The following is a 26,743-nucleotide window of genomic DNA, read 5'->3' on the forward strand; positions in this document are numbered from 1 at the left end:
ACAGGTCAGGGGTGACATCGCGTTGACGGGGGTTCGCTTTGCCGCGTATTGAATCGGGATGAAAAAACGCCGTCAGGAACCCAAGAGAGCGGAGACTCCGCCGACGCCTTCAGAGGAGGCGGGGAAGGAGCGTGGCGGCATGGGAGCGGTGGGTCTGGTTTTGGGAATGGTGGTATTGATCGGGCTGATCGGCTGGGGAATGTGGCCGAAGAAGAAAAACTATACTCCCGTGCCTGTGGCGGTGGTTCCCACGAAGAAGGTGGAGCCCTATGTGATGCCGGATGAGAAGGCTGCGTATGCGGAATATGCGGGCTCGCAGTCCTGCAAAGAATGCCATGCGGCGGAATTCGGGAAATGGGAAAACTCGCATCATGGGTTGGCGGAGCGAAAGCCGGATGACAAGCTGGACCTGGCCGGGTTTCACCCTCCGCAGATTTTCAAGCATGGCACGCAGACGACCGAGGCGCGGAAGAAGGATGGAGTGTATGAGCTGATCTCGCTCGGGTTTGGCGGCAAGAAGGAGGCTTATTCGGTGGAGAGGGTGATCGGTCATGCGCCGCTGCGGCAGTTTCTCGTGCATGGGCAGAATGGCCGGTTGCATGCGATGGAGGCCTGTTTTGATCCGAAAAAGGGAGACTGGTTCAATGTTTATGGGGATGAGGACCGCGTGCCGGGGGAGTGGGGACACTGGACGGGACGCGGCATGGTGTGGAACCAGATGTGCGCGAGCTGCCATAACACACGAGTGCGCAAAAACTATGACATGGAGACGGACAGCTACCGCACCAGTATGACAGAGCTGACCGTGAGCTGTGAATCCTGCCACGGTCCCATGAAGGCTCATGATGACTGGCAGCGTGAATACAAAGGCAGTGGGAAAAAGGATCCGACGGTGGTGAAGTGGACACGCGACCAGCAGGTGGAAAACTGCGCGGGATGCCATGCGCGGCGCGGGGAGATCACGGGGGATTTTGTGCCAGGGGATTCATTTTGGGATCACTATCTGCTGACCATCACAGACCACACGGATATCTATTATCCAGATGGCCAGATCCGGGATGAAAACTATGAGTTCGCCAGTTTCTTCAGCAGCCGCATGTATCACTCCGGGGTACGGTGCATGGACTGCCATGACATGCATAGCATGAAGACGATCCTGCCGGGCAACCAGCTTTGCATGCGGTGCCATACACCTGGCGGTTTCCCGAATGCGCCCGCGATCCTGCCGGAGATGCATAGCTTTCACCAAGCCACGAGCACGGGCAATGAATGCATCAACTGTCACATGCCGCAGACGACGTATATGCAGAGGCATCCGCGACATGATCATGGGTTCACCATTCCTGATCCGCTGCTGACGAAGGAATACGGCGTGCCGAATGCCTGCAACAAATGCCACACGGATCAAACGGTGGACTGGGCCCTGGCAGCGACGGACAAATGGTACGGTGAGCGGATGAATCGCAAGACACGCAGCCGGGCAGTGGCCATCGCCAAGGCACGCCAGGGAAACCCTGAAGGACGTGACGAACTGCTGAAACTGCTCGAGAGTGATGAAACACCGCATTGGAAAGCCAGCGCGACTTTGTTGCTGGACCGCTGGGTGGCCGAACCACAGGTGCAACAAGCCTTGGCCAGGCAGATGGAGCATGAGCATCCGCTGGTGCGGCAGTCCGCCGCCCGCATCCTGGAGCCTGCCCTGCAAAACAGCGCTATACGTAGCGCTACTGAAAAGCTGCTGGAGGATCCATCCCGCAGCGTGCGGGTGACGGCGGCTTGGTCACTGAGGGATAGCCTGAATCTGGACAGCGCAGCCGGGAAAGACCTTCAGCACATGCTGCGGCTGAATGCGGACCAGCCCAGCGGGCAGATGCAGATGGGCCAGTTTTATTATGCGCAGCGGGATGTACCCAGCGCCATCCGACACATGGAAACGGCCATCCGCTGGGATCCCAATTCGCCACCTTTTCACCATGATCTCGCACTGCTGTACAGTGCTGCTGGGAATACACCGAAGGTGATCGAGAAGCTGCGCGATGCCATCCGACTGGCTCCTAACGAAGGTCAGTTTCACTACGAGCTGGGCCTGGCATTGAGTGAAACAGGTGACATGGAGGCCACCATCGCCGCCTTGAAGGAATGCGTACGCGTGGCACCCCAATTCGCCCGAGCTTGGTATAATCTGGGCCTGGCTTTCAATGGTCAGGGCCGCACGGCTGAGGCAATGGATGCCCTGCGGCGGGGTGAAACGGCAGACCCTACGGACCCAGGCATCCCCTATGCACGCGCTACCATTCTTGCCCAGCTAGGGCAAAAGCAGCAGGCCATGGATGCCGCCCAAAAGGCTCTATCGATCAACCCCGGTTTTCAGGAAGCACGCCAGCTCCTGATGATGCTCAATCGGTAAATAGACGTCTGTTTTCGTAAAAATGCACGGTGGGAGTTGCCGCGCAGGGCTGGGTCCGTTAGACTCAAGGGAATTCCTAAAATACATGGCAAGACGCGCTCAATCCGGACTCAAACCCATGCACCTTATCGGCCTGCTGGCCCTGCTGGGGGCGGGCATTGGCGGAGGTTATGCGCTGCTGAATCGGTCCACCGATCCCATGACCGGTATCACCCCTCTGAGCACCGAGGAATACCTGGAAAGCTCGACAGCGCTGAGCGGGAATACTTATAAAATCGAAGGCACGGTGGATGACCGGCTGGACAACTGGCGCGCAGCCGATGGCCGCCTGTTCAGTGTCCAGGTATCTGAAGCAGGTTCTTACATGCCCGTCTGGGTGCCGGCAGGCATGGAGACAAACATCCAGCGCGGCCAGCGATATGTTTTTAAAGTCCGCGTACTGGAGACGGGAGTCCTGGAAGTGTTGGAATTGTTCAAAGCCTGAAGCCTTTATGAAAAAGCTGATTTTCACCGCTGCCTGCCTTGTCACTGGCTCCCTGGGAGCCCAGGTCCTGCCTTCGCCAGGAGCCTCACCGGCCCCACAATCTGCTCCGGCCAGTTCATCTCCTTCCGGGGGAGGTGGTGGCGGTGGCGGTAGCGGTAGCTCGCAAGGAGGAGACAACTCCATCTTTGGTGGCCTGATGCCGCATGTGGATGGCGGCAGCGAGACCGTGACCTGGGATGGAAAAATGTGGAACATGAACAACAACCGCATCGCGCGGGCGAAGTTCGAAATTTACCTGGCCACTCCAGAGGCTAAGAGTGCCGAAGATCAGGCGTATCGGGATATCATCGCCCAGATCACTCTGCTGCTGGCACCCACCCGCCAGGGCGGACCGGATGTGTCCAAGGCCTTTGCCCTTTTGCCAGAAGCCGGGGCTTATCCGATCGATGGCGGGATCTGCAACACCATTGCTAACGGCGTCTGGGACGTTTGGCTGGCCCAGCGGAAGGTGACCAACCTGCGTCAAGCCAATGACGCGATGCTGAAACGCCGCAAGGACCTGGAATGGAATACGGAGCAGGGCATGAACACGGCTCCCTTAACGCCCTCCACCTCCGGCGGCCCCACTAAAGGCAATGCCAACCAGCGCCAGCAGGCGGTTCAACAAGTGCAGACAAACAACACGACCTTTGGCCGCGTTTCCGGTTACATCAAAAGCATCGCTGAGATCGAAGGCCGCATGAAGATGAACGAGACGGCCATCGGCCTGTCTGAGGTCACCAGCAAGACACAATTCCAGGCGCTGATGGTGCAGCTTTTCATGCAGCGTCGTTTTGAGCATGCCATCATCGCCTGCCGTCTTTATCCACATATGTTTCGGGATGGCGACAGCGTGTTGCAACTGGATGATAACTCAGATTTGAAAAAGATGTTCTCCGCCAGCATGGGCATGCCGCCGACGGTGAGCCTGATCGATGGCTTTGCGTCCGAGGCCATCCGTGGGGTGGATGAAGCCGTGGTGGCCTTTGAGCAACTGGTGCTGCGCCAGGACTATGACAGCGCCAGCAAGCGCCTCATGGAGGCCTATGCCGTCGGCGAGTTTCTGCCCCGCATCCGCCGTCTTCCCATGGCCACAAAGCTGAAGGTCCTGGATTATGTCCGGGATGGCAACCAGCTCATCAATGCCCTGGAGATGCGGGATTTTGGGCTGGCGGAGGAGCTGGTGAAAAAGCTGCGCCTTTCCTCCAGCGACTTTGATTATTCCAAGCCCCTGGCCGCCATCGAAACGGCGCGGACACTCAGTGACATGCGCCTCACCGCGGCCCGCGCAGCCGCCGTCAAAGGGGATCAGGCCGGAGTCGCCGCAGAGCTGAAAGGCGCTGCGGAGATCTGGCCAACCAACCCAAAGCTGCGTGAAGTTTCCAACATGATCGGCCAAAACAGTGATGTGCAGGCGCAGGCCTTGCTGGATCTGGACCGTCTGCTCAGCCAGCGCAATTACCGTCAGGTATTCAATGATCAGGGCCGTTTCCTGGCCTCGGCCATCAATGATCCTCTACGGCAGGAGCAGCTCAAGAAAGTGCTCACGGATATGAACCGGGTGAACATGGTGGTGCACGCCGCCGGAGAATCTGCCCGCAATGGTAACAGCTTCGGGGCCTGGGAGGCCATCGAGCGTGAATACGAGCAGTTTCCAGATGATCCTGAGATCACCAAATTGCGCTCGGACCTCAGCGTCAAAGCCAGCGAATTTGTAAGCGCCATCGAGAAGGCGAAGCAGCATGAGCAGCGCAAGCAAAGCGGCTCCGCCATTGCCTGGTACCTGAAGGCCCGCCGTTTGTATCCGCCGAGTGAATTTGCCCGCAATGGCATTCAGCGTCTGGTGGCCGGGCTGAACGCCACGGGTGAAACATCCGTGGACGGTAGCAGCACCAATCCTTGAGCCTTAAGCGCGGGGAGATTCTTCTTCCACAGGAGGCTCCTCTTCGGCCGCCGTTGCCTCCTGCAGCTCAGCCGGGTCAGATTCTGGCACTGCTTCCTCAGGCTTTTCTGAGGCCGGGGCGTCAGGGGCAGCTTCGGCCGTATCGGTTTTTACCAGCTTGCCGTCAGGGCCGAATTTCATTCCCGCCGCCTTGGCTGCTTCTGCCGCCGGGCCGCCGAAGCCCAGGAGCATGGCCACTTCATCCTGCATCTGCGCCAGTTCATCCAGGCGCAGCTCAGGGTCGCGGATCATGAAGACTTCTCCCGTCTTTTTGTTTTCGTAAAACATCATCCGGCCCTGCTCCGTCTCCTTGGTGGCCGTGGGGGAAAGGATGCGTTTGCGCTCCAGCATCAGGGCCAGGATGTAGCGGGCATCTTCGGTCTGCGGTTCATCTTCCTCCACAAAGCGCTGGAGCAGGGCCATGGCGCTTTCTTTGCTGGTCACTTCGGGACGTTGTTCGACGATTTGTGGGGAGTAAGTCGTGCGCCAGTAGGCCACAGGAGTCCGCTCTGCCAGCTCCTCTTTCCAGGCATCCAGGCCCACATCCCGGCGCAGGTAGCCGCCCGTTTCCGGGTCAAAGTAAATCGCGGTATGAAACACCTCTCCTTCCACAAAAGAGCGGCCAGAAAGGGCGCATTGATGAGCACGGGAGCGGATGGACCAGTTTTGGATCACGGATGCAGATGGGCTGAGTTAGGAAACAGTCTGCGCATTGCGGGGCCGGGAGATCTGAGCCTTGCGTTTGGAAAACATGGACAGGGAAAGCCGGGGAAGGTCTTTATTCTGCGACCGGTAGTGCAGCAGCAGGACTCCTAGCACCCCGAAGATGAGATGGGGGATCCAGGGGCTGAGCCAAGGCGGGACATGGCCCCCTTTGCCCAGATTCAGGCACAGGTTATTCAGGAACAGGATGCCGAAAAAGATGAAGATGGAACCTGCGATGCCGCCCACGGCTCCACGTCGTGAATAGGCGATGCCCAGGGGCGCGGCCACCAGTGCCAGGGCAAAGCTCTGCCAGGGCAGGGCAAAGCGCTGGTAGTAATGGGTGTAAAAAGGTGCCAGCCGTTCCTTGGGATCTTTGGGATGCGCTTTCAGATAGGAGACAATCTCCGGCACGCCCATGTAGTCCGGCTGGAGAGCATAGCTGACCATGCCCCAGGGAGTCTCTTCAAAGTCTTGCACGTCCAGGGACAGACGGCCTTCGGCATCTTTTGAAAAGGGCCGCACGCTGGTCGGCTTGCCGTCGCTGTAGTCCACTTCCTTGCCATCGTAAAAGCGCCACAGGCCGCTGGGCCACCACATGGCGGAGTCGGCATGGATCACATGGCTTAATTTCCCGTGCTTATCCATCTCCCGCACCTGCACACCGCGCAGCCGCTCACCCCGGAGGGAGAAGGGCAGAGTGGAGACATACCAGATGCGGTGCGTAATGGGGTCATTGTAAAGGACGGAGGACGCCATGATGGAGTCCTTTTGCTTGGCACCCAGGGCGCGCATGACGGCTTCCCGGTTGCCCTCGGCTCGCGGTGCCCAGTGATAGTTGGCCGCCAGGCTCATCATCGCAACGGTGATGACCACGACGAAGATGGGCTGAAGGATCTGGATGACGCTGCGCCCGGCGCTGAGCATGGCCACGATCTCGTTGGCGCGGGACATTTTGGTTAGGGTATAGAGCACCGCCAGCAGCAGGGAGGCTGGCATGACAGAGACAAAAATGAAAGGAACCACACTGAAGTAAAACTTCACCACGCGGCCAAGGCCCGAATTGGCCTCCTGGAATTCCTTCAAATTATCCAGCAGATCCATGATGATCCAGAGGGAGCAAAAGGCGACAAAGCAGAAGACGAGCGGCGCCAGGAAGGTGCGCATGGTGTAGCGCTCCAGTGCACCGCACCGCACATAGTAGTGGACCAGCAGCGGCACGCAGATGCAGGCCAGGTAGATCATGACCATCTTGATCCAGTAAGCGGTCATGGCCAAAGGCTCCCCGAGCTCCGTCATCTGCATGGCCCCAAGCTGATGGGCGATGTCCGATGAGATGGCCCATGCTGCCACGGAGAGGGCAGCCGCCCAGGTGGGAAAAACAAGTTTGGGTGGATTTCCCCAGCGCCGCAGCAGGACAAAAAGATAGACCGCACCGCCGACCAGGATCCAGATATCCAGGTAGGGCAGCATCAGGGATACAGTTTTTAGGATGGGGCCTGCGGGTTGCACCCCCTGCTGGGCCACCAGCTTGCCAGACTGGATGTCATAGCCCACCACCTCTGGCGGGTGGTCCAGGTGATGTCCCTGCGTGGCCAGCAGGATCATGATCAGCAGGGCCAGCGAAAAAGCAGACCGACCTAAAAAAGGCCATACGCGCACCCGGTGGGCGATAAGGCGCAGCTTTTTAAGGAGTGTTGGAAGCCAAGTCATTCGTTCAGCCCTTAGAGATGGCGAGGATGCACCGGGTGGCAAGGACGGAGGATGCCCGGATGTGGGTCGAGGGCAGGCAATGTTTTATATACAGGCAAAATTAGTTTTGCCTGGCTAGCCTGTCCTCCACCGCTGCGGCGACCTGGGCCGGGGTCACGCGGGTCATGCATTCGTAATGGCCGAAGGGGCATTCGCGTTTAAAGCAGGGGCTGCAGGGGACGTGGTGGCGGATGACGGTATGCTGGGGGCCGAGCGGGCCGGTCAGCACGGGTTCCGTGGAGCCAAAGATGCTGACGGTGGGTACTCCCAGGGCAGCGGCCAGATGCATGGTGCCGGTATCGTTGGTGACTAGCAGATGGCAGCTGCGCAGTTCCGTGATGAGGCCGGAAAGCCGCGTTTTACCAACGAGATTGCGGTGCTTCACTTCACCCACCATTTGGGAAAGCTGCTCCCCCATGGCCGCTTCACCCGGCGCGCCGAAGAATGCCCATTCGATTTCTGGATGGCCTGCGGAGACTTGTTTCATCACGTCGGCAAAGCGGTCCATGGGCCAGCGTTTGGCCTGGCCGTATTCGGCTCCGGCACAGATGCCGATGCGGATGGGGCTGCCCGCCGGCGGTGTGTTCACGGGTAGAATGGCGTCCCAGCCTTCGATGTCGGCTCCGCATGTTTTGGCCACGTGCAGATATCGTAAAGTGTGGTGCATCGGCGGCCCCAGTGTTTTTGGGGGTTCTTTGATGATCTGGGTCAGGAAGCGGGATCGCAGGGAGCCTTTATACCCGACCAGTCGGGGAATGCCCGCGAGCCAGAATTCCAGGGTACTGCGGGTGGAATTGGTCAGCAGAATGGCGGCATCAATGCGCACGCCTGTTTTCTTGATGCGACGCGCGACGCTGAACAGCCCCTCTTTGTTTTCTTTGCCGATATACCGGTCCACTTCGGGCTGGGATTCCCACAGCTCGCGCAGCTTTTCAGGTCCGAAAACGGTTATCTTGCAGTCAGGTCGCCCAGCTTTCATGGCACGTACAGCGGGAAAGGCCATGCAGGCATCTCCCAGCCAGTTTGGAGAGCGGACAAGGAGCTCAAAAGGTTGCAGTTTCGAGGGATCGTAGTCCGTTGGGAAGGCGATGCCGCGTTTGTAAGGCTTCAGCAGGAAGCGGGGTTTGGGCAGCTTCCAGCGGTTGTGTACCCAGAACCAGTTCTCCGGCTGCCGACGAACCATCTTCTCCAGCCTCTGGTTCATCGCCAGGGTCAGTCCTTCGACCGTTTGTTTACTTTCTCCGGTTTCGACAGGAGCACCGAAGACCATGCGCCAGCGGCCAGGACCGTCATCATAAATGGCGACAGGCACCAGAACGCCGCGAGCACGGTGGGTCATCATGGCAGCGATTGGGGTGGTGGAGGCCAGGCGGTCAAATAAGGGGCACCAGATGCCGTGATCACCAGCGTGTTGATCCACCAGAATCCCCAGGCAGCCGCCTTCCTTCATGTGTTTCATCGGCCCATTGAAGCCGTCCTGGCGGTTAAAAAGGGTGAATCCTTGCAAGCGCCGCCGCCGGATGAGCAAGGCATTGAGAAAGGGATTCCGCAGCGGCTGGTACACGGCTGCTGGAGTGCGCCCGAAAGCAAAAAGCTGGGGCACTTGCGTGATGACCTCCCAGCAGCTCAAATGGGCGACCATGTAGAGGATCGGCTTGTTTTGGGCCATGGCTTCATGGTTATACTCGTTGCCCTCCACGGTGACCCGGCGCTCCACATCTGCCGTTTTCATCATGGGCAATTTGAAGCCGCACAGGATATTGGAAAAAAGGGATTGGAAGTGGGCCTTCGCCGTGTGGTGGATCCAGTGTTCCGTTCTTTGGCTGCCAAAGGCGATGCGCAGATTATGCTTGGCCAGCCGCCGGTATTTGGGAGCCAGGTAAAAGCCAATGCTGCCCAGGATACGGCCTAGATACCAGACGAGTGCCAGCGGCAGCAGCCAGAGCACGCCCTCTATGCAGCGAAACAGTGCATACACCAGCCAGTGGCTGATGAGCTGAAGAGTTTTGTTTTTCGGGGGGGAGGCCTTGCCCATGCGTTTTGCCTCCTATGGCTCAACGCATTGAGTTACGCAACCTCTCCCCTCATCTGGCGGCAAAGGGGGAGCTTAGCTCCAGCCCATCCATTCTTTCAGCACCTTCAGGTCGCGCACATGGGCTTCGCGGCATTCTTTGATGTAAGCTGGATTTTTGATGTCCCCTTTTAGGTACTCCAGATGCAGGGAAATGGGGCCGGAGTAATTGTTTTTGACCAGCATTTTCGCAAAGGCGGGATTCACCTGACCGGTGCCCAGAGGGCAGGTTTCGGATTTCCGGCCTATCCATTCGAAGTCTTTGAAATAGACGCCGCCCCAGTGTTCTTCGGTCAGCTTGGCATTGATGGGCCAGGCTGAGCCGCCTTCCACGGTGGCGTGCAGGATGTCAAAAACGAAGGCGAACTGCTCCGGTTTGTATTCGCGCATGATGGAATACATGTCCCAGACCGGGGCCGCCACATAGTCCTTGCCGGAGTGGTTTTGAAACAGGGGCTGGATGCCGATCTCCTGGCAAAGCTGCACCAGATCCTTGATCTTCGGTTTGATGTCCTGGAGCTGCGGCCAGATGGGCTTATCCAGGTCATATTTGAAATAGCTCATGCGGAAGCGCTTCACACCCAGGGCGGCGGCCGTGCGCAGGACTTTTTCGGTGTGTTGCTCAGCGCTCACTTCATTGATCCCGGACGTCATGATGGTCAGCTTCAGGTCCTGTTTTTTCAGGGCCTCGATCATCTTCGGCAGTTCCGTTTCGATGGCTTCTGGCTCGATGTGGCCTTTGGGACGGATAGGTGCTTCAACACCGTCCACGCCCATTTCTGCGGCTAAGCTGGCGATTTCATCATAGGGCAGGCCTTGGAGATGCTTGGTGAAAAAACACAGTTCATTGGCCCGGGGTTTGGCCGCAAAGGCCGGGGCGCTGAAGGCGAGGGAGCCACCGATGAGGGCGGCATTTTTCAGAAAGGTACGGCGGTCAGACATGGTGGGAAGAAAACCCACCAGGAAGGCGAATCTTGCAAGCCATCATTCGGCAGAGATGCTGAGCGGGATGGAATCCTATTCCATCACCGGGTTGCTCTCCACCAGTGCATACACTTCCACCGGTTCAGGCTGGCCCTTCACCGCATGAATGCCGACGTTTTTATAGTCTTTCATGCCATCAGCCCAGCCCTCCAGGAAGGATGAACCAGCAAGGACGGGTACCTGGAGCTTACGGGTGAGACTTTCGATGCGGAAGGTCACGTTCACCGCTTCTCCCACGGCGGTATTCACGCCACGGCCCATGGCACCCAGCGCCACACCGCCGATGTTTAGACCCACATGGCAGTAAACTTCCATGTCCATCTCATCACGCATCATTTTGCGCACGGGGGATTCGCTGGCTTCGGGGCTGCTGAGCAAACGGGCGGCTTCTGTGGCTTGTTCGCGCATTTCAATGCTGTCTCCCACCCAGTAGGCGAAGACGCCATCGCCAATGAATTTGTCGATGATGGCACCGCGAGGTTTTAGGATGCGTTCACAGTCCGCATACCATTCACGTAGCATCGTGGCCACTTGCTCAGCACTGAGGCGGGCAGAGATGTTAGTGAAATTGCGCAGATCCCCGACGAGCAGTGTCGCCCGGACGGTGCGCATGGGCAGGGCCACGGTATGCAGCATCTGGGTGCCGCTGCCTGCTCCCTGGGCATTATCGCCCTCATCAGTCTCAAAAATAAAAATGCAGGTGCCTAACTGGATGCGGTCTCCATGGCGGAGGGCACGTGCGGTGGTGACGGCCACGTCATTCACAAAGCTGCCATTGGCACTGCCCAGGTCCGAGACCCAGTAGAGGCTGCCATCGCGGCGGATGGTCGCATGCTGCCGGGATACCCCCGCATCCGTCAGGCGGATGGTGGCATCCGGGCTACGGCCCAGAAGGGTGAAGTCCTCGAGAGAGTGCTCCACTCCTTTATCGTGAGCTCTGAGAAAGGCAGGCATGATGATTTTGTCGAACAACTCTTGAAGCAACTAGCGCCAGGAAGTCAAGCGCCCAGCGAAAAGTTTTCCGAAATACACTTCATGCTGGGGCGATTGAGCCATGAAATGACGGATATCACCCTCAAATTCTTCGAAAAAACGCGCTTTTCCGTGGATTTTGCCCGTTCTGACCCTCGTCTCATTAAATGGAAGCTCAAAAAATTTCGAAATGATCAGATTCCAGCCAATGGGATTGTTGATGAAACCCAATCGCTGTGTCTAGTGCAGAGGAGGTGAGCAAGTGAAGTCGCCGGATTGTCCGCCAGCGCCCCACTCACCAATGCAATTTCCGGCTTTAGTTTAACACTGCTACTTATCCGGCCTCCCTGTTCCAACTGGTCTCCGGCATTCTCGGAGTATCCAAAATGTCCGATCACAAACCGTCTAATAATTGGTCCCTGGCCCTCGTGGCTTTGGGTGTCGTCTTTGGGGATATTGGAACCAGCCCTCTGTATGCACTGCGAGAGTGCCTGGATCACGCGGGGTATGACCCCGCCATCCATGGGGTGGAAATGGTCTATGGCCCCATCTCTTTGATGTTCTGGTCTTTGAGCATCATGGTTTCTGTCAAGTATCTGAGCTTGCTCAGCTATGCGACGGCCCAGGGGGAAGGGGGCATGTTTGCCCTGCTGTCCTTGCTGAAATCCAAAAAGGAAGTTTTGACCCCTAAAAGCATGGCCTTTGTGCTGCTAGTCGTCCTGTTTGGAGCTTCGTTGCTTTATGGCGATGGCATGATCACGCCGGCAATCTCGGTGCTTTCCGCTGTCGAAGGCCTCAAGCAGATCAATCCTGACCTGGCACATTGGGTGGTGCCGATTTCGGTGACCATTTTGATGGGGCTGTTCATGGTGCAGAAGCACGGCACGGCCAAAATCGGGGTCGCCTTTGGCCCGATCATGATCGTGTGGTTCCTGGCGCTTGGCGGGCTGGGGCTGTATCGTTTTCTAGAGCATCCAGAGGTCATTCAGTCTCTGTCTCCACACTGGGGACTGCTGTATCTTTGGGATCATGGGTATCATGGCATTGTCATCATGGGCATGGTGCTGCTGGCGGTGACTGGTTGTGAGGCCCTGTATGCGGACATCGGCCATTTTGGTCATAAGCCGTTGCAGCGTTCCTGGTTCATCATGGTCTGGCCTGCGCTCACTTTAAATTACCTGGGTCAGGGAGCTTTGGTGGTGAATGATCCGGGTGCTCTGGAACATCCGTTTTTCAAGCTGGTGCCGCAGGCGCTTCTGGTGCCAATGATTATTCTGGCGACTGGGGCGACCATCATCGCCTCCCAGGCGATGATTACGGGGGTATTTTCACTGACGCAGCAGGCGGTGCAACTCGGCTACCTGCCCCGCTTGCGTATTGTGCATACGAACCCGGATGTGCGCGGCCAGATCTACATGCCACAGGTCAATTTTCTTCTCATGGCTGCATGCATCGCCCTGGTGATCGGTTTCCAGACCTCCAGCGCACTGGCGTCCGCATATGGGTTGTCCGTATCCATGGAAATGCTGCTGACCAGCATCCTCTTTTACTATGTAGCCCGGCGTGTGTGGGACTGGCCTTTCTGGAAGGCATTTCTGCCCGTATTCGTATTCATCAGCATTGAGGTGGGTTATGTGGCGGGCAGTCTGGTGAAGTTCATGCAGGGTGCCTGGTTCCCGCTGGTGGTGGCTGCTGGTATCTGGATCGTGATGAAAACGTGGATGGACGGGCGGGCAGTGCTTTTTCAGGCGATGCAACGCGGGCGTCTGCCAGTCAGCTTCCTGATTGAGGAGATTCAAAAGGACCGCATTATCCGGGTGCCGGGTACCGCGGTGTTTATGTCTGCCAGTGCGGATGGCCTGCCACTGGCGCTGCTGCATCATTTGAAACACAATAAAGCCCTGCATAAGCAGGTCGTGCTGCTGACCGTCCGGTTCGAAGACGTGGCCCATGTCGGGCGGGATGCGCGGCATGAAATTGAGCAGCATTGCGATGAGTTTTACAGGGTGGTGCTGCGGTATGGATTTGCTGAATCCCCACGGGTCTTTGATGACCTGTGTGATGCCCTGAGTGAGAAGACCCAGCTCAAACGGGCCAGCATTACCTTCTACCAAAGCCGTGAGATCCTGCTGACCAACGGCCCTGGGAAAATGGCGCGCTGGCGGAAAAATCTTTTCGTCACTCTCAGCCGTATGTCGCGGCCGGCCACGGGTTACTTTGAACTGCCTCCTCGTCAGGTTTGTGAACTGGGTATCCAATTAGAGGTTTAAGGTGCCGCTGTGGAGTCAGACTAATGGATCAAGAACTGCTGGAAAAGCTGCGTAAAATCGAGCGTCTCTACGCTGGGGCTACTTCACCTGGGGAAAAGAATGCCGCCGCCGATGCCATGGCACGCATCACCCGCCGCCTCCAGGAAACTGTGAGGACTGAGCCCGCCATCGAATACAAATTCACCCTGACCGACGCTTGGTCCAAGAAGCTGTTTATTGCTCTTTTGCGCCGGTATTCCCTCCGCCCATACCGCTATTCCCGGCAGCGGCGGACCACTGTCATGGTACGGGTGCCGCGTAGTTTTGTGGATCAAACCCTATGGCCGGAATTTTTGGAACTCAGCACGGTTCTGAAAAACTATCTGGATGAAATGACGGATCAGGTCATCCGCCAGGGGGTGCATGAAAACGATGCGGACGAAGATGTAATCCTAGGAGAGTACCTCGAATGATTCAAATTCTTGTATTTAACGAGGAAAAGAACGCGAAAAGAGATGTGTAATTCTAATACGCCTGCTAAACTTTTTACGTGCCTCCCCCGTCATGCGCCAAAAAACTTCGGACCTTCGTCAGCTTCTTGCCTCCACCATACTGCATGTGAGGAGCGGCCGGGCGACTTCCCGGACGGGTCTGGCGCGCTCGCTGGAGATCTCTGCTTCCACCGTAGGGATCTATGTGGATCAGCTCATCGCCACGGGGCATCTGGATGAATCTGGCCTGGAGCACGGCTCCATGGGAAGGCCCAAGAGGCGGATTCAAGTCAGCGGCTCTCTCGGTTGGTTTGCCGGCGTGGAGTTCACAGCAAGCCGCGTCCAGCTCATCGGGCTGGATTTCTCCGGAAAGATGATTGAGATGGAAGAGATCAGGCTTCCTGAGGATCCTTCCATCGCCGAGGTTAAGGAGATCATTTGTGCCGGGCTGACCCGTTGGCAGAGCAAGCAAGCCCTGCCGCTCCTCGGTATCGGTGTCGGTGCGCCTGGGCTGGTGAATTCTCAGGAGGGTATCTCCCTGCGCTACGCCTTTGTCCGTGGTTGGGAAAATGTTCCGGTCCGGGATCTTCTGGTTCAAAAGTTCGGTGTGCCGGTGATGGTGGAAAATAACCTGCGAGCCATCGCCCTGGCTGAGCGTTGGTTTGGCAGTCACCGGGAGGAGAGCAACTATGTGGTTGTGGGGGCGCGCAGCGGGTTCGGCATCGCCTGTGTCCAGGGAGGAGTTCTTATCCATGGCGCAAATCATGCGGCTGGCGAGGTAGGGCTATGGCCATGGCCGCTGGCAGGAGAATGCACGCGGGGGGAGCTGCATCACTGGCTGAATGCGCCGATGGCTTATCGTCGGCTGGCAGGCATCAGTGAAACGGCCCCGGTGCCTGAAGATCTATACACAGCCATGTCAAGCCTGGTGAATGACCGGGGAACCTTGTGGGATGAAGTGGTGATGGATTATGCCCGTGTGCTCGGCTGTGTGCAGTTGTTGATGGATCCGAGTGTGTGCCTGCTGCACGGCCCGCTGACTGCTTTGGGTGACCGCTTTTGTCAGGCCATCATGGATGCTTCGCTGAAGATCGCCCCGGCTTTGGGGGATCTGCGTCTGCAATTGGTGCGCTCTCAGTTAGGGGATAATGCCGGGGCGCTAGGGGCAGCCAGCCTGGCCATGGAAACGTGGATGCCGACCTTTATTTGATGGCGGGTTTATTGACCCAGCAGGCCGCTGCTGATTCCTTCCAGAAGTTTCACGCCTGTGTCCACTGCCTTGCCGGTGGTGTCCGTGGCTCCTTTGATCGCTTCATTAGGCAAGGCTGCCGCATCTTTGCCAAGGACAGGCGCAATCAGCAGTTCGCTGCCTTTGTTCACCACCTGACCGGGTGCGTCCAGAAGGACTTTCCCGACCGCCGCTGCCAAGCGGGTGCTAAGGTCTTCGCGCGGAGCCTGCAGGGTGCCAGTGATGCGGAGTGGGGTCCACATCATGCCGACAGGGCCGGTGGGGTGGGTGGCGGTGAAAACATGCTGACCGGCCCCGGGAATCCACTTCAAGGTCTCAGGGGTTACGCCTAACATAAAGTTACCGTCGATTTGATCTCCTTCCACCTTGAGGTTTCCATTCAGATACAACAGGCCGTTGGATTGCAGGATGACCTTTTCAAACTGCCGTGTGCGGCCAGTGATGCTGACCTGGGAAGTGGCTACATCCAGCACCAGTCGCTTGAAGCGCTCTACTCCTGTATAAGATGCCAGTTGATCCAGCACGGGCAGGGCCGTGAGGATGCCCTGACGGATGTCCACTTGGCCGGTGATTACCGGGGTCGCAGTCCGTGAGCCACGGGCTGTTAAATCTCCTTCAATGAAGCCGCTGAGGCGGATGCGCCAGTCCTCCGTCAGGCATTCCTGAAGGGGGATGCCCGCGATATGAGTGGATACCTCCCAGGTGCCTTCCTGGGGGCGCAGATGACCGCGTGCGGTGATTTCCCCGGCATCCAGCCACTTCAGACTGGCCTCTTTCAACTGGAGTTCTTCACGGCTCAGGCGTACGGAGGCGCGAGTGAGATTCAGCTTCACGGGCTGCAACTGGGCTGGCAGCATAATCGGGGTTTCTACAATCCCGTCTTCGGCGGTGACCTGGATGGAGGTCTCCCCCTGACGCCAAGTGGCGGCACGCACTTTGGTGTTTCTCACATTCCAGGGACCTGGGTGGAGAAGGGAAAACCGCTCCACACTCACCCCATCCACTTCAGTTTCCGTCGGCAAATACCGGCGCAGCCAGATAGGAATCGAACTGCCGGTAGAGCCTAGAGGCGGGGCCGAAGCGACGAAGACCACGGGTTTGGCTATCGGGGAGACAACCTTCTTTTCCAGCGTGATGGAGTCTATGCCCGCCCCCACCGTACGCCATTTGCCCTGACGGAAGGCGTTCCAGTCCAGCATTAGATGCAGCCCGTCCAGATTTGCCTGCCAGCCCTGGGTCGTGGTGACGGAGGCTTGCGCGGAGGTCACTTCATCACCTGTCCAATGCAGCGGGGCCAGGGTCACTTCTCCGCGCATCTGGGTGCCAAAAAGCTGTTCCATTCTGCCGCGAAAGGCCTCCTCTTGAAGGTAACTGCGCACCCAGCCCATCACCAGCATGGGCATGACGAGGAGGATCACGATGCATACCACTAACAGACTGCCCAGGGCATAAAGCCAACGGGGTCTTTTACCGGAACGGAGACGGGTACGAGTGCTCATGAGAATAGAATAACAACAAAGGAACCCGGAATACGCGAAAAAAATAGGGGAGAAGGGCCACTTTATCTTGTCATACTTATCTCCTTTACCAGTATAACAAACGGGTATGCTCGAAGCAATCAACGTTGGTCTCGAAGTGGATGCCCCTCCTGGCTCGGAGCAGGAAAGTCTTTACCTGCTGCGCGAGGTGAGTCTGAGCGTGCCCCAGGGGCATCTGATGGCCATCGTCGGACCTTCCGGGTGTGGCAAGACGACGCTGCTGAAGGTCATTGCAGGTATTCTGGAACAGACAGACGGAGCCCTGAAATGGGAGGAAAGAGACCTCAAGGAGGAAGAGGATCTGCATCCGGGGGAGCTGGGGTATGTCCCTCAATTCAGCGTGGCGCATGATCTGCTGACGGTGGAAGAATGCGTGGCCAGCAGCATGGCCCTGCGCACCCAGCTTCCCGGCACGGATGACTTTGAACCGAAGCTGGATCACATCCTGTCCATCACCGGGCTGACGGACTTGGCGGATCGCCGGGTGAAGGTGCTTTCCGGGGGGCAAAAACGACGTCTGGGGCTTGCCTTGGAACTGGTCACCAATCCATGCTTGCTGCTTTGCGATGAAGTCACCAGCGGGCTTGATCCCAAGTCTGAGCATGAGATCACGGAGCTGCTGCGTGTGCTGGCCCGGGAAAACAAAAGGCGGGTGGTCATCAATGTCACCCACAGTCTGGCCAGCCTGGAGGCCTTTGACAGTGTGCTGGTCATGTATCAGGGCCATCTAGTTTATCATGGTCCGCCGAAGCTGCTCACCCATTACTTTACGGTGGAGCATCCAGAGGATGTGTATCGCCGCCTGACCATGCGAGAGGCACAGGCATGGCATGAATCCTGGCAGAAGAAGCGCAGCTATTACGAGGCGATGCTTTTGGAAAAAAAGGATGAGGAAGAGCCTGGGGCCGATGCAGCGAAGACCGCATCCGAAGAAGACGAAGAAACGGCCAGTGACGGTAAAAAGGATGAGCATCATCCTCTGGCCTCCGAAGAACTGCCGGGCCTTTTCAGCCAGGTCTTCACCCTGCTCTCCCGGCGTTGGACCATCTTCCGGCGGGACAGAGGCCAAGTATGGCTGCATCTGGCCATGCTCATCGGTTTTCCTCTGCTTGTTGTTATCTTCGCTCTGGACGGCATTAAGCCGCTGAAGCAGCTCAACCAGCGGCAGGACAGTGACATCGTTTACGAAATGCAGCGGCAGGCGCAGCATCAACTGGACCAGCTTCAGGCTGGCAGCATTGTCAGCGGGCTCATCATGCTGCAAGTTGTGCTCGTCACGCTCATGGCTAGCAACAACGCGGCGCGTGAGATCGCTGGAGAGCGGCTGATCCTTGAGCGTGAGAAACTGGGGGGGCTTAGCACGCTGGCGTATGTGATCAGCAAGGTGCTCTTTCTCGGTGTGTTTGTCCTGGCCCAGAGCATCTGGATGGGTGTTTTTGTGGACATGGTCGTCGGCGGTCTGCCGGGGGATCTGATCGTGAAGCTGGCCCTTCTGGTGCTGGCCTCCGCTGCCATGACCAGCGTCTGCCTGGGCATCAGTGCGCTGAGCCGCACGCCGGAAAAGGCTACCATTTTGAGCATCTACCTTGTCGGTTTTCAGCTCCCACTTTCCGGGGCTGTGCTGACTCTCCCCGACTGGCTGGAAGGTGCTGTGAATCCTTTCATCGCCGCCTTCTGGTCCTGGTCCGGCAGCCTCCGCAGCATGAGCGACACCTCCTTTTACGATGCCGTGAAACAAGTCACTGAGACATCCCTGGTCACGCCGGAGCTGGCCGGTTTTGTCCTGCTCGCCCATGTCATCATCGGTCTGTGCATGACTTATGTGGGCAGCAAGGGCAGCCAGTGGGAGTGAACGAAACGCTGGGGCGAACTAAACCTTTGGGATACTTTGGTGGGCTTGGTCTATGCGGCCCTCTCCCCATTTTCACTTTTGGTAATCATTCTAACTGCGTAGGGCCATCATGCGATAGCCGCCGAAGAGGGTCTCGTGAATGGTGATTTCCCAGTTGTTTTTGAGGCCTAGGGAATGGGGGAGCTCTTGGCTGCGAAAGCCGGCGCGGATGCTGACTTGCATGTCGTAACGGGTGACGGGATGAAGCTCTGCGAGGATGCAAAAAAACCGGCCTAGGAAGGTATGGATGCGGTAACGGGCGGGCTCTGCGGCAAGGATCAGTTTTGCCTCAGGCGGGATGCGGCTGCCTAACAGGCTGAGCTGGGCTGGCTGGAAGTGGTGCAGGAAAAGATTGGCGATGAGGACCTGCGATGGAGGCATGGGATGGGCGAAGAGATCCCCCTGGGTCCAGGCGGCTGCGGGTGGCCAGGAGGCGGGGCGTGGGGCGAGGTCGAAGGCGTGGAGGTCCTGGGCGCGGCAGAGTCCTTTTTCGGCCAGCTGCAGGGAGAGGGCTCCGTCCCCGGCGCCGATCTCGGTGATTTTCCAGCCTGGGGCGGCATGACGGCGGAGCATGCGGGCGATCCAGCGATGGTTGCCCATGATGCCATTGACCTGCAGCAGGTCCTGCCGACTGCGGAGGGCATCGGGGTGATCGTGAGGGAGGGACTCCAGGAGTTCCGGCTGGATGTCGCGCTGCTGCATGGGGATGCCTTAGCTCAGGCGTGTGAGTTCAACCAGGAGCTGATTTCTTGGGGAGGCTTTATTTTCCGCTGCCACTTTGGAGGATCATTTTGGAAACGCCGAGGCTGGAGCGGGACATGGCTTTTACCTGATCCAGGTAAGAATTCAGGGTCTGCCGCTGGTTGGGGGTGAGGAAGGATTCAGCCCGTTCTGCAATGATGCGGTTATTGGATTCGATCTGCTGTATCTGCTGCTCAATGACTTGATCGGTAAGCTGGTTGGGATCGGCACCGGTCTGGTCATTGAGACCGCCAACTGAGTAGGGGCTTTTTCTGACCTCGGCCATCAGGGACAGAAGTTGTTGCTCCTGGCTGGAGGAAAGAGGCTCGCCAGAAGCGCCGAACAGGCTGCGGCCCAGGGTATTGTAGTTGGTGCGTTCGGGCTGGGTGTCCTCCCAGTTGCGGAAGGTATTCCAGTCCGCAGTTTCATTGAGGAATTCCTTGATGGAGGCATCATAGAGGGAGCGCTGGCGCTTGGTTTCAGCCAGGAGCTCCTGACGTTTTTCAGGAGTGATGTTTGGATCCATGAGCTGGAGGCTCATGTCGGTAAGGATTTTTTGGCGGGAGGTGAGCAGCTTTTTGAAATGCTCTTTTTCCTCAGGGTTGAGCTGGAGGTGCTCAAACAGTTCTGCGTAACCGACTTCGATCTGGGCTGCCTGCTGCTGATCAATGATGGTGCGCATGGCCGGTGAGCTTAACATTTGCCGCAGGTTGCCCTGGTTGGGGGCGGCGACCTCGGCAGGAGGTGTTTCCATGGTGGGGCCGTCCGGCTGGGTGGTGGCAACGGGGGCAAGGGCCGCAGGTTTGCGGGCTAGCTCAGCCTTGAGGCGGGCGATGGTCTGGCGGGCGGCTTGCAGTTCTGACTCCAGCTTTACGGCCCGAGGATCCACGGACGCCGGGGTGGCGAGCAGCCAAGCGACGGCAGCCGTCGAGATGAGGCTGACCGCGCCGAGTATGGGGATGAGGATGTTTTTCATGGATAAAAAGGGGCTGTAGCCATCACAGTCCCCTTTTTATCCAAGAGCGTTCATTTTGACCAGTTGAAAAAGAAGGGCAGGTCTCTCCCGAATAAGCCCGGGGAGTGCTTTCACTCCTTCCACAAGATCCGCGCTGCATACACGCTGTTGTCCGCACCGAAGGCATTGTCGGGCGTGACGATATAGTTCGGGGACATGTTTTGCATCCACTCGGCTACAGTCACCCAGGTCTCGTTTTCACTCACTTCGGTGATGGCGAAATTGCCCAGGCGCACGCCGCGCTCGGGCACTAGAATGCGCTCGGTGGCGCGGATGACTTTCAGGGTTTCTGGATTCACCTGGGCCATGACCAGAGGCGCACGATGACGCACAATATGATCATTGTTCAGCCCCCTGCGGTTATAGACGAGATACAATCCTTTGTTATGCGAGACCCAGTGCTGCTGCGTGTTGTAGTTGCCCAGTTCACTGCCGTCCTCGAACTGCCAGGGCTGGATGGGGCCGAAGTGCAGGCCGTCATCGCTGGTGGTGACATATGCAGCGGTGTCGTTGCGGAGAGTCAGGTAAAACTTGCCCTGGTAACGGGTGAGCGAGGGTTCATAGACTCCACGCCCAGACGCCAGCTTCACATCATTGCCCTGGCCCAGATACTTCAGTGTCTGTCCGTCAAAGGAGCAGCGCAGCACGGTGACACTGTAATATTTCTCCCCTTGTCCTTTGAAGTAAACAGGAAGCAGGATGTCGCCATTCTCCAGGTCAAAGCGCTGCACGCAGCCTGCTCCTGAGTTGAAAAACTTAGCTTCATCGGGCATCTCCAGTGTGGCCCAGGCGGACCAGGTACGGGCCTTTTCGTCATAGACGGCGTAGCTGGTGCCGCGCCTCTGGTCATGCATCACTTTGTCATTTTGATAATGCACTGTGTGGCCTGTGCCCAGCAGCTTGCCGCTCTTGGCATGCCATTTGGGAGTGAAATCACAGGCGGCGACGATGATCCCATCGGGCTTGTTGCGTCGGCCCAGTGTCTCATCATACGGGGTGATCTTGCTCCAGGTTTTGCCCAGGTCATCGGTGCGCACATCATTGAGGGCAAAGAAGATGTCGCTGCCAGTGAGCAGCAGTTTTTGCATCGTCATCACCACGGTCGGCGTGGGTCCGGGGATGGCTCCGGCGCGGGGATGCACCCAGCAAGTTTTGCCATCATAGCCGCTGGTCACCGTCTCCAGCTTCACTTGATAAGGCAGACCTGCGGGCGGTTGCGGCAGCAGTTGTACCTGCTCGCGGATTTCAGGCACTTCACGCACCAGCCCTTCAGCCACCAGACGTGCCATCATGCGGGCGCCTTCTTTGTTAAAATGGGTGCGGTCCGTCTCGGAGGCACCGTAGGCCACGCCGAATTTCTCTCCCATTTGGCGGAAGAAAGCGAAGCTGCGATCATGCAGATCAATGACTGGAACCTGTGTTTCTGCGCCCACGGCCTTCATCGCCTCCACATAGGGACCGAGCGTGGAGGTCAGTTGGCCATCCACATAAACCCGGCGCGCGACGGAGGTCACCAGCACCGGCTTGCCACCTGCCGCTCGCACCTCGTTGATGAACTGGCGCAAGTTATCCCGATACTCACCTTTCGGGTCCGTGGTGCGCTCACCTTTGCCGGGCTGGTCATTGTGGCCAAACTGGATCAGCACGTAGTCTGGCTTTTCGGCGATGACCTTGTCCCACAGCCCCAGGCTGCGAAAGCTTTTCGTGCTGGCACCGCTGCGAGCATGATTGATCACTGTGGCCTGTGGCAAAAATTCACTCAGCATCTGCCCCCAGCCTGCCATGTTGGGCCGGTCCTTTGGCGGTTTAGGGTAATTGGCCACGGTAGAATCACCTGCCAGGATCACACGCGGCCCGCTCTGGGCGGGGGCCAGGACACAGGATACGAGAGACAGAGCAAAAATCAGAAAACGCATGGGGAAATAAAACGTCACTCGAGAGAGCTTGCTCTCAACGACATTGATTTCCACGCCCTCTCCAGGGTTCATCCCTGAAGGCTTAAATGAGCCTCGTTTCAGGGGCAGGGGACCTGCGGCGGTTTTTCTTATGGCCCAGCACTTTCTGTGCTGTGGGTTGCCTTTATCTCACACCGTGCCATCATGGAGGCCTGATGGATGTACTGCTTGGATTCCTGGCTCTACCTGGACGCGCTTTTTTAAACTACCTGGGCTACTTGGGACAGTTGGGGGCGCTGATGGGAGAATTGTGGGAGTCATTGACGAAAGGCACCCTGCGCCTGCGCTTGATGGCAGAGCAGATGGTCATGATCGGCTACGGTTCCCAGGCGGTGGTGCTGGTGACCGGGGCCTTTACCGGGGCTGTTTTTACCGCCCAGTCTTATTTCAAATTCAAGGATTTCGGCATCGAGTCCACGGTGGGTGGCATAGTCAGCGTCTCTCTCTGCCGGGAACTTGGTCCTGTGCTGGCCGGCCTCATGGTCACAGGCCGTGTGGGAGCCTCTATGGCGGCGGAGATTGGTACGCTCAAGGTCAGCGAGCAGATCGACGCGCTGCGTGTCATGGGCGCGCATCCGGTGGATTACCTCGTCCTGCCACGGTTTCTAGCCATGGTCATCTCCATGCCTCTGCTCATTGCAGAGTGCATCGTTTTAGGTCTCGTCGCCTCAGTTCTTGTGGCCACCTGTGTTTTTGAGATCCCCTTTGCTTGGTTTTGGGAACATGTGCGTGACCATACCAACCTGGAAGACCTCAGCTTTGGCATGATCAAAGGTTTCGTCTTTGGCATCCTCATCGTCGTTATCTCATGTCACCAGGGACTCATCGCCTCCAATGGCGCGGTCGGCGTCGGCCTGGGCACGACCCGTGCCGTGGTTTATTCCTCCCTGGCCCTGCTCGTAGCCAATTTTTTCCTCACCATGTTCCTCAATTACTTCTTCCCCCTGGGGACTGCCTTGTGATGAAAGAGACTGCTGCCACACCTGAAGTCCCCTTCATCCGCATCACGGGGCTGAGGAAGACCTTTGGTACCCAGAAGACCCTTCAGGGCGTGGATCTGACCATCAAGCATGGGGAAACGCTCGTCCTCATTGGCCCCAGCGGTGAGGGCAAAAGCGTACTGCTGAAGCACATCATCGGTCTTCTTCATCCTGACGAGGGGCGCGTGGAACTGGACGGGGTGGACCTTTGCAGCCTCAATGAACGCAAGCTGGTGAAATTCCGCCGTCGCATGGGATACCTTTTCCAAAACGCCGCCCTTTTTGACAGCCTCACCGTCGCGGAAAACGTGGCCTTCCCCCTCAAAGAAGCCGGCGTCACAGACCGTAGCGACATCGACCAGCAAGTGCATGAGGCCCTCGAACTCGTTGAACTGGTCGAGCACAAAAACAAGATGCCCATCAATCTCTCCGGCGGCATGCGCAAGCGTGTCGGCATCGCCCGCGCCATCATCTGTCGGCCTGAGTGTGTGCTCTATGATGAACCCACCGCCGGCCTGGACCCCATCGTCACCGACGTCATCGACCAGATGATCATCCGCCTCCAAAAACGCTTCCGCGTGACTAGCATCGTCATCACGCATGACATGAGCAGCGTCTTCAAGATCGCCGACCGTGTGGCCATGCTGAAAAATGGCGTCATTTCATTCCTGGGCACTCCGGACGAACTTCGCCAGTCTCCCAATCCTGACATTCAAAATTTCATCGGCGGCCACTCTGGCCTGCGTGCATAGACCTGTATGAACAAAGATCGTAAAACAGAAATCCTGGTCGGCCTTTTCCTTTTCATCGGCCTGTTGATGCTGGGGGGCATCATCCTGGAATTTGGCAGCCTGCGCACCCTTTTCCGTGACACTTATCATCTGAAGGTAGCCTTCCCAAACGCCTCCGGCATCAAGGAAGGATCTCCCGTTTTCCTCGGTGGATCTAAGGTGGGAAAGGTCATCAAACACCCGGAACTTAACGAAACCTTCTCCGGTGTGGTCATGACCCTGGAGATCTTCGACAGTGTGGACATCCCCCTGGATGCCACCTTCGGCATCGGCTCCAAAGGTCTCATGGGAGATGCTCTGGTGGAGATCAAACCCAGTGGCCTCCTTTCCAATGAATTCCTGCCGCATGATTACAGTGTGGTGATTGAAGGCTCGAAATCCGGCGGCCTGTCAGATCTCCAGGGTCAGGCCGAAGTCGTGGCCAAAAAAGTGGACCTCGTCCTCGACGATGTCCGCACGGCCCTGGTGGATGTGAAAGCAGCCATGGAAAAGGTGAACAAAGGTGCCCTCTCAGACACCACCATCACCGACTTCAAGGAGAGCATGCAGCACCTGAACAAGACCATGACCCGGGTGGATGAAAACGTGCTGGGGGATGAAAATGCCGCCAATCTCAAAACTGCCATCGCTGATATCAAGGAGGCCGCTGCCAGCTTCAAGACCTCCGCCAAAAATGTCGAGACCACCACGGAGAAGCTCGGCCCCATGATCGAGAAACTGGACCCCGTCATCGCCAAAGCAGACAAAGCCATGGCCACGGCAGATGAATCCCTGAAATCCATCAAGACCGCCGCAGACAGCTTCTCTGTCGCCGCCCGCAATATCACCTCCGGTAAAGGTCTCCTCGGTGCCCTGATGAATGATCCGGAACTGAAAAACGAATTTAAAGACCTCATCTCCAACCTGAAGCGCAACGGCGTCATCTTTTACCGCAACAGCGCAGATAAAGAACGCGTCCGCGAAGAGGCTCCCCCTCAGTCACCCTTCCGCCGCTAGCTTCCGCGCTCTGTAGTCCCGGCTTCAGCCGGTAAGGTTCCATTCCACGGACTGAAGGCATTCTGCCATCCTCACGTCAAATCTGAGCTCAGCACCGAATGCGCGGTGCGCATCGCCAGGTCCTTGGCTTGTGCTACTACACGGATCGCCGTGGCATCAAATTTATAGGCATGGCAGCTTGGGCATGTTACCGCGCGGGTGACCACGATGGAGCCGCAACCTTCGCAGACTTTATACTGCTCAGGGTGGTTGCTGATCTTCTCAGCCTGTTTCAGCCGTTGATCTTTGGACTCGTCGGGGGCGCTCATGGGTGTGTTATCATCTACGTCGCTGCGGGTGAAAGCGCAACGTTCGTGCCTCATGATTTTTAATTTCGCTGACGGACCTTGATTTCCACCCGGCGGTTTAGGCCTTGTTCTTCCACACTTCCCGCCGTGCTGACCAGGGGTTTGCTTTTGCCCATGCCAGCCGCCTGGATGCGGTCCGTCCCCAGCCGGAGTGAATTTTGCAGCCATGCCACCACGGCATTGGCCCGGCGCAGGCTTAGCTGAAGGTTGAAGTCATCCCCGCCGAAGCTGTCTGTATGGCCTTCGATGATGAAAAGGGAGTTTGGATTCTTCTGGATCAGGAAACCCAGCTTCATCAGGCTCAGTCGGGCCCCTTCAGCCAGTTGGTCGCTGCCGTATTCGAAGAGCAGATCAGTCGGCATCAGGATGGGAGCCGTACTGCCACCCATGCTGCCGCCACCGCCCAGCAGATCATCCAGATTGCTGAAGCCCTTCACCCGCTTTCCGGCACCATCACCGTCACCCTGCGCCTTCACCTGATCCAGCAGATTCATGTCAACCTTGCCGCTGTCCGCAGGGTCCAGCCCGCCTGAATCCAGTAGCATCTGTTTTTCAGAAACTGGCCGGGACAGCACGTCACGCCGCATGCGGGACATCTCCTCAGCCAGATCCGGCGTGGCGATGGCCTGCGGTGCCAGCAGTGCCGCCATTTCGGGCATTTTGCCACCGGGAGTCCGGTCATCGCCCATCTCATTGGCGCGGATGAAATTGGTCACCTCCTTCACATTCGGTGTCAGGTCGATCTCCTGGTTCTCTGGGATCATTTGCGCCTTGTCGAAGTTGTCCAGATCCGGCTCAAAGGACTTGATGTCCGGCTGATCCCCAGGGGCGAGTATCTCCGGGATCTCCTGGATGGCCTTTTGCTCCTGCAGCAGTTTAGGGTCAATTTTCATCCGCTCAGGCACCTTTTCGGCCACCTTTCCCTGCGGAACGCTGTGCCCCATCAAGCGGCTGATTTTGTCAAAACTGACGTAAAGGAACCCGTGCAGTAAGAAAGACAGAATCAGGGCAAACATGGTCCACCACTTCAGGCTCCAGTCCTCACGGGACCGGAATGAGGAGCGGGGTGTGCTGCTCCAGGTGGAGGATTGAGGGACGTTAGCCATGGGGCGGGAGACAGTAACACGCTTTCAGCGTTCAGGAAAAT

22 protein-coding genes are annotated in these 26,743 nt (G+C 57.6%); 11 read left to right on the top strand and 11 right to left on the bottom strand.

Annotated elements, in window-relative coordinates; translation table 11 throughout:
- The first annotated feature begins 58 nt into the window (after window positions 1-58).
- The 3 genes from EI77_RS10225 to EI77_RS10235 all read left to right on the top strand — a co-directional run bounded on the left by EI77_RS10225 (window position 59) and on the right by EI77_RS10235 (window position 4,833).
- Window positions 59-2,407: a tetratricopeptide repeat protein gene (locus tag EI77_RS10225; protein ID WP_133795168.1), complete on the top strand. Its 2,349-nt coding sequence runs from the start codon at window positions 59-61 to the stop codon at window positions 2,405-2,407.
- A gap of 85 nt (window positions 2,408-2,492) precedes the next feature.
- Window positions 2,493-2,891 carry a hypothetical protein gene (locus EI77_RS10230; protein WP_133795169.1) on the top strand — a complete coding sequence of 133 codons (399 nt, stop codon included), beginning with the start codon at window positions 2,493-2,495 and terminating at the stop codon, window positions 2,889-2,891.
- Window positions 2,892-2,898: 7 nt separating this feature from the next.
- Window positions 2,899-4,833, top strand: coding sequence for a hypothetical protein (locus tag EI77_RS10235; protein ID WP_133795170.1), 1,935 nt, complete (start codon window positions 2,899-2,901; stop codon window positions 4,831-4,833).
- 3 nt (window positions 4,834-4,836) lie between these two features.
- Here EI77_RS10235 and EI77_RS10240 read toward each other — a convergent pair whose 3' ends face one another.
- From EI77_RS10240 to EI77_RS10260, 5 genes are all read right to left on the bottom strand, one after another.
- Window positions 4,837-5,547, bottom strand: coding sequence for a hypothetical protein (locus EI77_RS10240; RefSeq protein WP_133795171.1), 711 nt, complete (start codon window positions 5,545-5,547; stop codon window positions 4,837-4,839).
- An 18-nt stretch (window positions 5,548-5,565) separates the two neighbouring features.
- Window positions 5,566-7,287 (bottom strand): LptF/LptG family permease, encoded by a 1,722-nt coding sequence (locus EI77_RS10245; RefSeq protein WP_133795172.1) that lies wholly within the window; start codon window positions 7,285-7,287, stop codon window positions 5,566-5,568.
- Between the two features lie 100 nt (window positions 7,288-7,387).
- A complete protein-coding gene (gene waaF / locus EI77_RS10250; protein WP_133795173.1) occupies window positions 7,388-9,361 on the bottom strand; it encodes a lipopolysaccharide heptosyltransferase II in 1,974 nt (657 codons plus the stop codon).
- A 72-nt stretch (window positions 9,362-9,433) separates the two neighbouring features.
- On the bottom strand, window positions 9,434-10,339 hold the full coding sequence (locus EI77_RS10255) for a sugar phosphate isomerase/epimerase family protein (protein ID WP_133795174.1): 906 nt from the start codon (window positions 10,337-10,339) through the stop codon (window positions 9,434-9,436).
- Window positions 10,340-10,414: 75 nt separating this feature from the next.
- Complete coding sequence (locus tag EI77_RS10260; protein WP_133795175.1) at window positions 10,415-11,335, bottom strand: adenylate/guanylate cyclase domain-containing protein; 921 nt, start codon at window positions 11,333-11,335, stop codon at window positions 10,415-10,417.
- On the opposite strand from EI77_RS10260, the gene EI77_RS10265 reads away from it, so the two are divergent.
- The 4 genes from EI77_RS10265 (at window position 11,312) to EI77_RS10280 (ending at window position 15,303) form a co-directional block, all read left to right on the top strand.
- Complete coding sequence (locus tag EI77_RS10265; RefSeq protein WP_133795176.1) at window positions 11,312-11,611, top strand: hypothetical protein; 300 nt, start codon at window positions 11,312-11,314, stop codon at window positions 11,609-11,611. The genes EI77_RS10260 and EI77_RS10265 overlap by 24 nt on opposite strands.
- Before the next feature lie 128 nt (window positions 11,612-11,739).
- A complete protein-coding gene (locus EI77_RS10270) occupies window positions 11,740-13,623 on the top strand; it encodes a potassium transporter Kup (RefSeq protein ID WP_133795177.1) in 1,884 nt (627 codons plus the stop codon).
- 23 nt (window positions 13,624-13,646) lie between these two features.
- Window positions 13,647-14,075 carry a hypothetical protein gene (locus tag EI77_RS10275; protein ID WP_133795178.1) on the top strand — a complete coding sequence of 143 codons (429 nt, stop codon included), beginning with the start codon at window positions 13,647-13,649 and terminating at the stop codon, window positions 14,073-14,075.
- Window positions 14,076-14,166: 91 nt separating this feature from the next.
- On the top strand, window positions 14,167-15,303 hold the full coding sequence (locus tag EI77_RS10280) for an ROK family protein (RefSeq protein WP_133795179.1): 1,137 nt from the start codon (window positions 14,167-14,169) through the stop codon (window positions 15,301-15,303).
- 8 nt (window positions 15,304-15,311) lie between these two features.
- On the opposite strand, the gene EI77_RS10285 is transcribed toward EI77_RS10280, so the two are convergent.
- Window positions 15,312-16,841, bottom strand: coding sequence for a hypothetical protein (locus EI77_RS10285; RefSeq protein WP_133795180.1), 1,530 nt, complete (start codon window positions 16,839-16,841; stop codon window positions 15,312-15,314).
- Between the two features lie 106 nt (window positions 16,842-16,947).
- Here EI77_RS10285 and EI77_RS10290 point away from each other — a divergent pair, with 106 nt between their 5' ends.
- On the top strand, window positions 16,948-18,732 hold the full coding sequence (locus EI77_RS10290; RefSeq protein WP_133795181.1) for an ATP-binding cassette domain-containing protein: 1,785 nt from the start codon (window positions 16,948-16,950) through the stop codon (window positions 18,730-18,732).
- A gap of 90 nt (window positions 18,733-18,822) precedes the next feature.
- Here the strand turns inward: EI77_RS10290 and EI77_RS10295 are convergent, their stop codons facing one another.
- The 3 genes from EI77_RS10295 to EI77_RS10305 form a co-directional block, all read right to left on the bottom strand.
- Entirely contained in the window at window positions 18,823-19,473 is a 651-nt protein-coding gene (locus EI77_RS10295) for a class I SAM-dependent methyltransferase (RefSeq protein WP_133795182.1), read from the bottom strand.
- A 58-nt stretch (window positions 19,474-19,531) separates the two neighbouring features.
- Window positions 19,532-20,488: a hypothetical protein gene (locus tag EI77_RS10300; protein WP_133795183.1), complete on the bottom strand. Its 957-nt coding sequence runs from the start codon at window positions 20,486-20,488 to the stop codon at window positions 19,532-19,534.
- A 110-nt stretch (window positions 20,489-20,598) separates the two neighbouring features.
- Window positions 20,599-22,443 carry a GDSL-type esterase/lipase family protein gene (locus tag EI77_RS10305; protein WP_166647171.1) on the bottom strand — a complete coding sequence of 615 codons (1,845 nt, stop codon included), beginning with the start codon at window positions 22,441-22,443 and terminating at the stop codon, window positions 20,599-20,601.
- A gap of 194 nt (window positions 22,444-22,637) precedes the next feature.
- Between EI77_RS10305 and EI77_RS10310 the strand changes: the two genes are divergently transcribed.
- From EI77_RS10310 to EI77_RS10320, 3 genes are read left to right on the top strand one after another with little or no spacing between them, the layout of a single operon-like run.
- The gene (locus EI77_RS10310) at window positions 22,638-23,444 is read left to right on the top strand and encodes an MlaE family ABC transporter permease (protein ID WP_133795185.1); all 807 of its coding nucleotides are present in this window, start codon (window positions 22,638-22,640) and stop codon (window positions 23,442-23,444) included.
- The gene (locus tag EI77_RS10315) at window positions 23,444-24,214 is read left to right on the top strand and encodes an ABC transporter ATP-binding protein (RefSeq protein ID WP_133795186.1); all 771 of its coding nucleotides are present in this window, start codon (window positions 23,444-23,446) and stop codon (window positions 24,212-24,214) included. The genes EI77_RS10310 and EI77_RS10315 overlap by 1 nt, the downstream gene beginning before the upstream one ends.
- A gap of 6 nt (window positions 24,215-24,220) precedes the next feature.
- Entirely contained in the window at window positions 24,221-25,249 is a 1,029-nt protein-coding gene (locus EI77_RS10320; protein ID WP_133795187.1) for an MlaD family protein, read from the top strand.
- 71 nt (window positions 25,250-25,320) lie between these two features.
- Here EI77_RS10320 and EI77_RS10325 read toward each other — a convergent pair whose 3' ends face one another.
- Both EI77_RS10325 and EI77_RS10330 read right to left on the bottom strand, forming a co-directional pair.
- Window positions 25,321-25,557, bottom strand: coding sequence for a hypothetical protein (locus EI77_RS10325; protein WP_133795188.1), 237 nt, complete (start codon window positions 25,555-25,557; stop codon window positions 25,321-25,323).
- A 59-nt stretch (window positions 25,558-25,616) separates the two neighbouring features.
- The gene (locus tag EI77_RS10330; protein ID WP_133795189.1) at window positions 25,617-26,702 is read right to left on the bottom strand and encodes an OmpA family protein; all 1,086 of its coding nucleotides are present in this window, start codon (window positions 26,700-26,702) and stop codon (window positions 25,617-25,619) included.
- Window positions 26,703-26,743: the final 41 nt, after the last annotated feature.

It is taken from the genome of Prosthecobacter fusiformis, from assembly GCF_004364345.1.
Taxonomy (GTDB): domain Bacteria; phylum Verrucomicrobiota; class Verrucomicrobiia; order Verrucomicrobiales; family Verrucomicrobiaceae; genus Prosthecobacter; species Prosthecobacter fusiformis.

Bases quoted from the DNA above. Each gene is read 5' to 3' on its own strand.
- EI77_RS10225 (WP_133795168.1), top strand. From the start codon at position 59: ATGAAAAAACGCCGTCAGGAACCCAAGAGAGCGGAGACTCCGCCGACG.
- EI77_RS10230 (WP_133795169.1), top strand. From the start codon at position 2,493: ATGGCAAGACGCGCTCAATCCGGACTCAAACCCATGCACCTTATCGGC.
- EI77_RS10235 (WP_133795170.1), top strand. From the start codon at position 2,899: ATGAAAAAGCTGATTTTCACCGCTGCCTGCCTTGTCACTGGCTCCCTG.
- EI77_RS10245 (WP_133795172.1), bottom strand. From the start codon at position 7,287: ATGACTTGGCTTCCAACACTCCTTAAAAAGCTGCGCCTTATCGCCCAC.
- waaF (WP_133795173.1), bottom strand. From the start codon at position 9,361: ATGGGCAAGGCCTCCCCCCCGAAAAACAAAACTCTTCAGCTCATCAGC.
- EI77_RS10255 (WP_133795174.1), bottom strand. From the start codon at position 10,339: ATGTCTGACCGCCGTACCTTTCTGAAAAATGCCGCCCTCATCGGTGGC.
- EI77_RS10260 (WP_133795175.1), bottom strand. From the start codon at position 11,335: ATGCCTGCCTTTCTCAGAGCTCACGATAAAGGAGTGGAGCACTCTCTC.
- EI77_RS10270 (WP_133795177.1), top strand. From the start codon at position 11,740: ATGTCCGATCACAAACCGTCTAATAATTGGTCCCTGGCCCTCGTGGCT.
- EI77_RS10275 (WP_133795178.1), top strand. From the start codon at position 13,647: ATGGATCAAGAACTGCTGGAAAAGCTGCGTAAAATCGAGCGTCTCTAC.
- EI77_RS10280 (WP_133795179.1), top strand. From the start codon at position 14,167: ATGCGCCAAAAAACTTCGGACCTTCGTCAGCTTCTTGCCTCCACCATA.
- EI77_RS10285 (WP_133795180.1), bottom strand. From the start codon at position 16,841: ATGAGCACTCGTACCCGTCTCCGTTCCGGTAAAAGACCCCGTTGGCTT.
- EI77_RS10290 (WP_133795181.1), top strand. From the start codon at position 16,948: ATGCTCGAAGCAATCAACGTTGGTCTCGAAGTGGATGCCCCTCCTGGC.
- EI77_RS10295 (WP_133795182.1), bottom strand. From the start codon at position 19,473: ATGCAGCAGCGCGACATCCAGCCGGAACTCCTGGAGTCCCTCCCTCAC.
- EI77_RS10300 (WP_133795183.1), bottom strand. From the start codon at position 20,488: ATGAAAAACATCCTCATCCCCATACTCGGCGCGGTCAGCCTCATCTCG.
- EI77_RS10305 (WP_166647171.1), bottom strand. From the start codon at position 22,443: ATGCGTTTTCTGATTTTTGCTCTGTCTCTCGTATCCTGTGTCCTGGCC.
- EI77_RS10310 (WP_133795185.1), top strand. From the start codon at position 22,638: ATGGATGTACTGCTTGGATTCCTGGCTCTACCTGGACGCGCTTTTTTA.
- EI77_RS10315 (WP_133795186.1), top strand. From the start codon at position 23,444: ATGAAAGAGACTGCTGCCACACCTGAAGTCCCCTTCATCCGCATCACG.
- EI77_RS10320 (WP_133795187.1), top strand. From the start codon at position 24,221: ATGAACAAAGATCGTAAAACAGAAATCCTGGTCGGCCTTTTCCTTTTC.
- EI77_RS10325 (WP_133795188.1), bottom strand. From the start codon at position 25,557: ATGAGCGCCCCCGACGAGTCCAAAGATCAACGGCTGAAACAGGCTGAG.
- EI77_RS10330 (WP_133795189.1), bottom strand. From the start codon at position 26,702: ATGGCTAACGTCCCTCAATCCTCCACCTGGAGCAGCACACCCCGCTCC.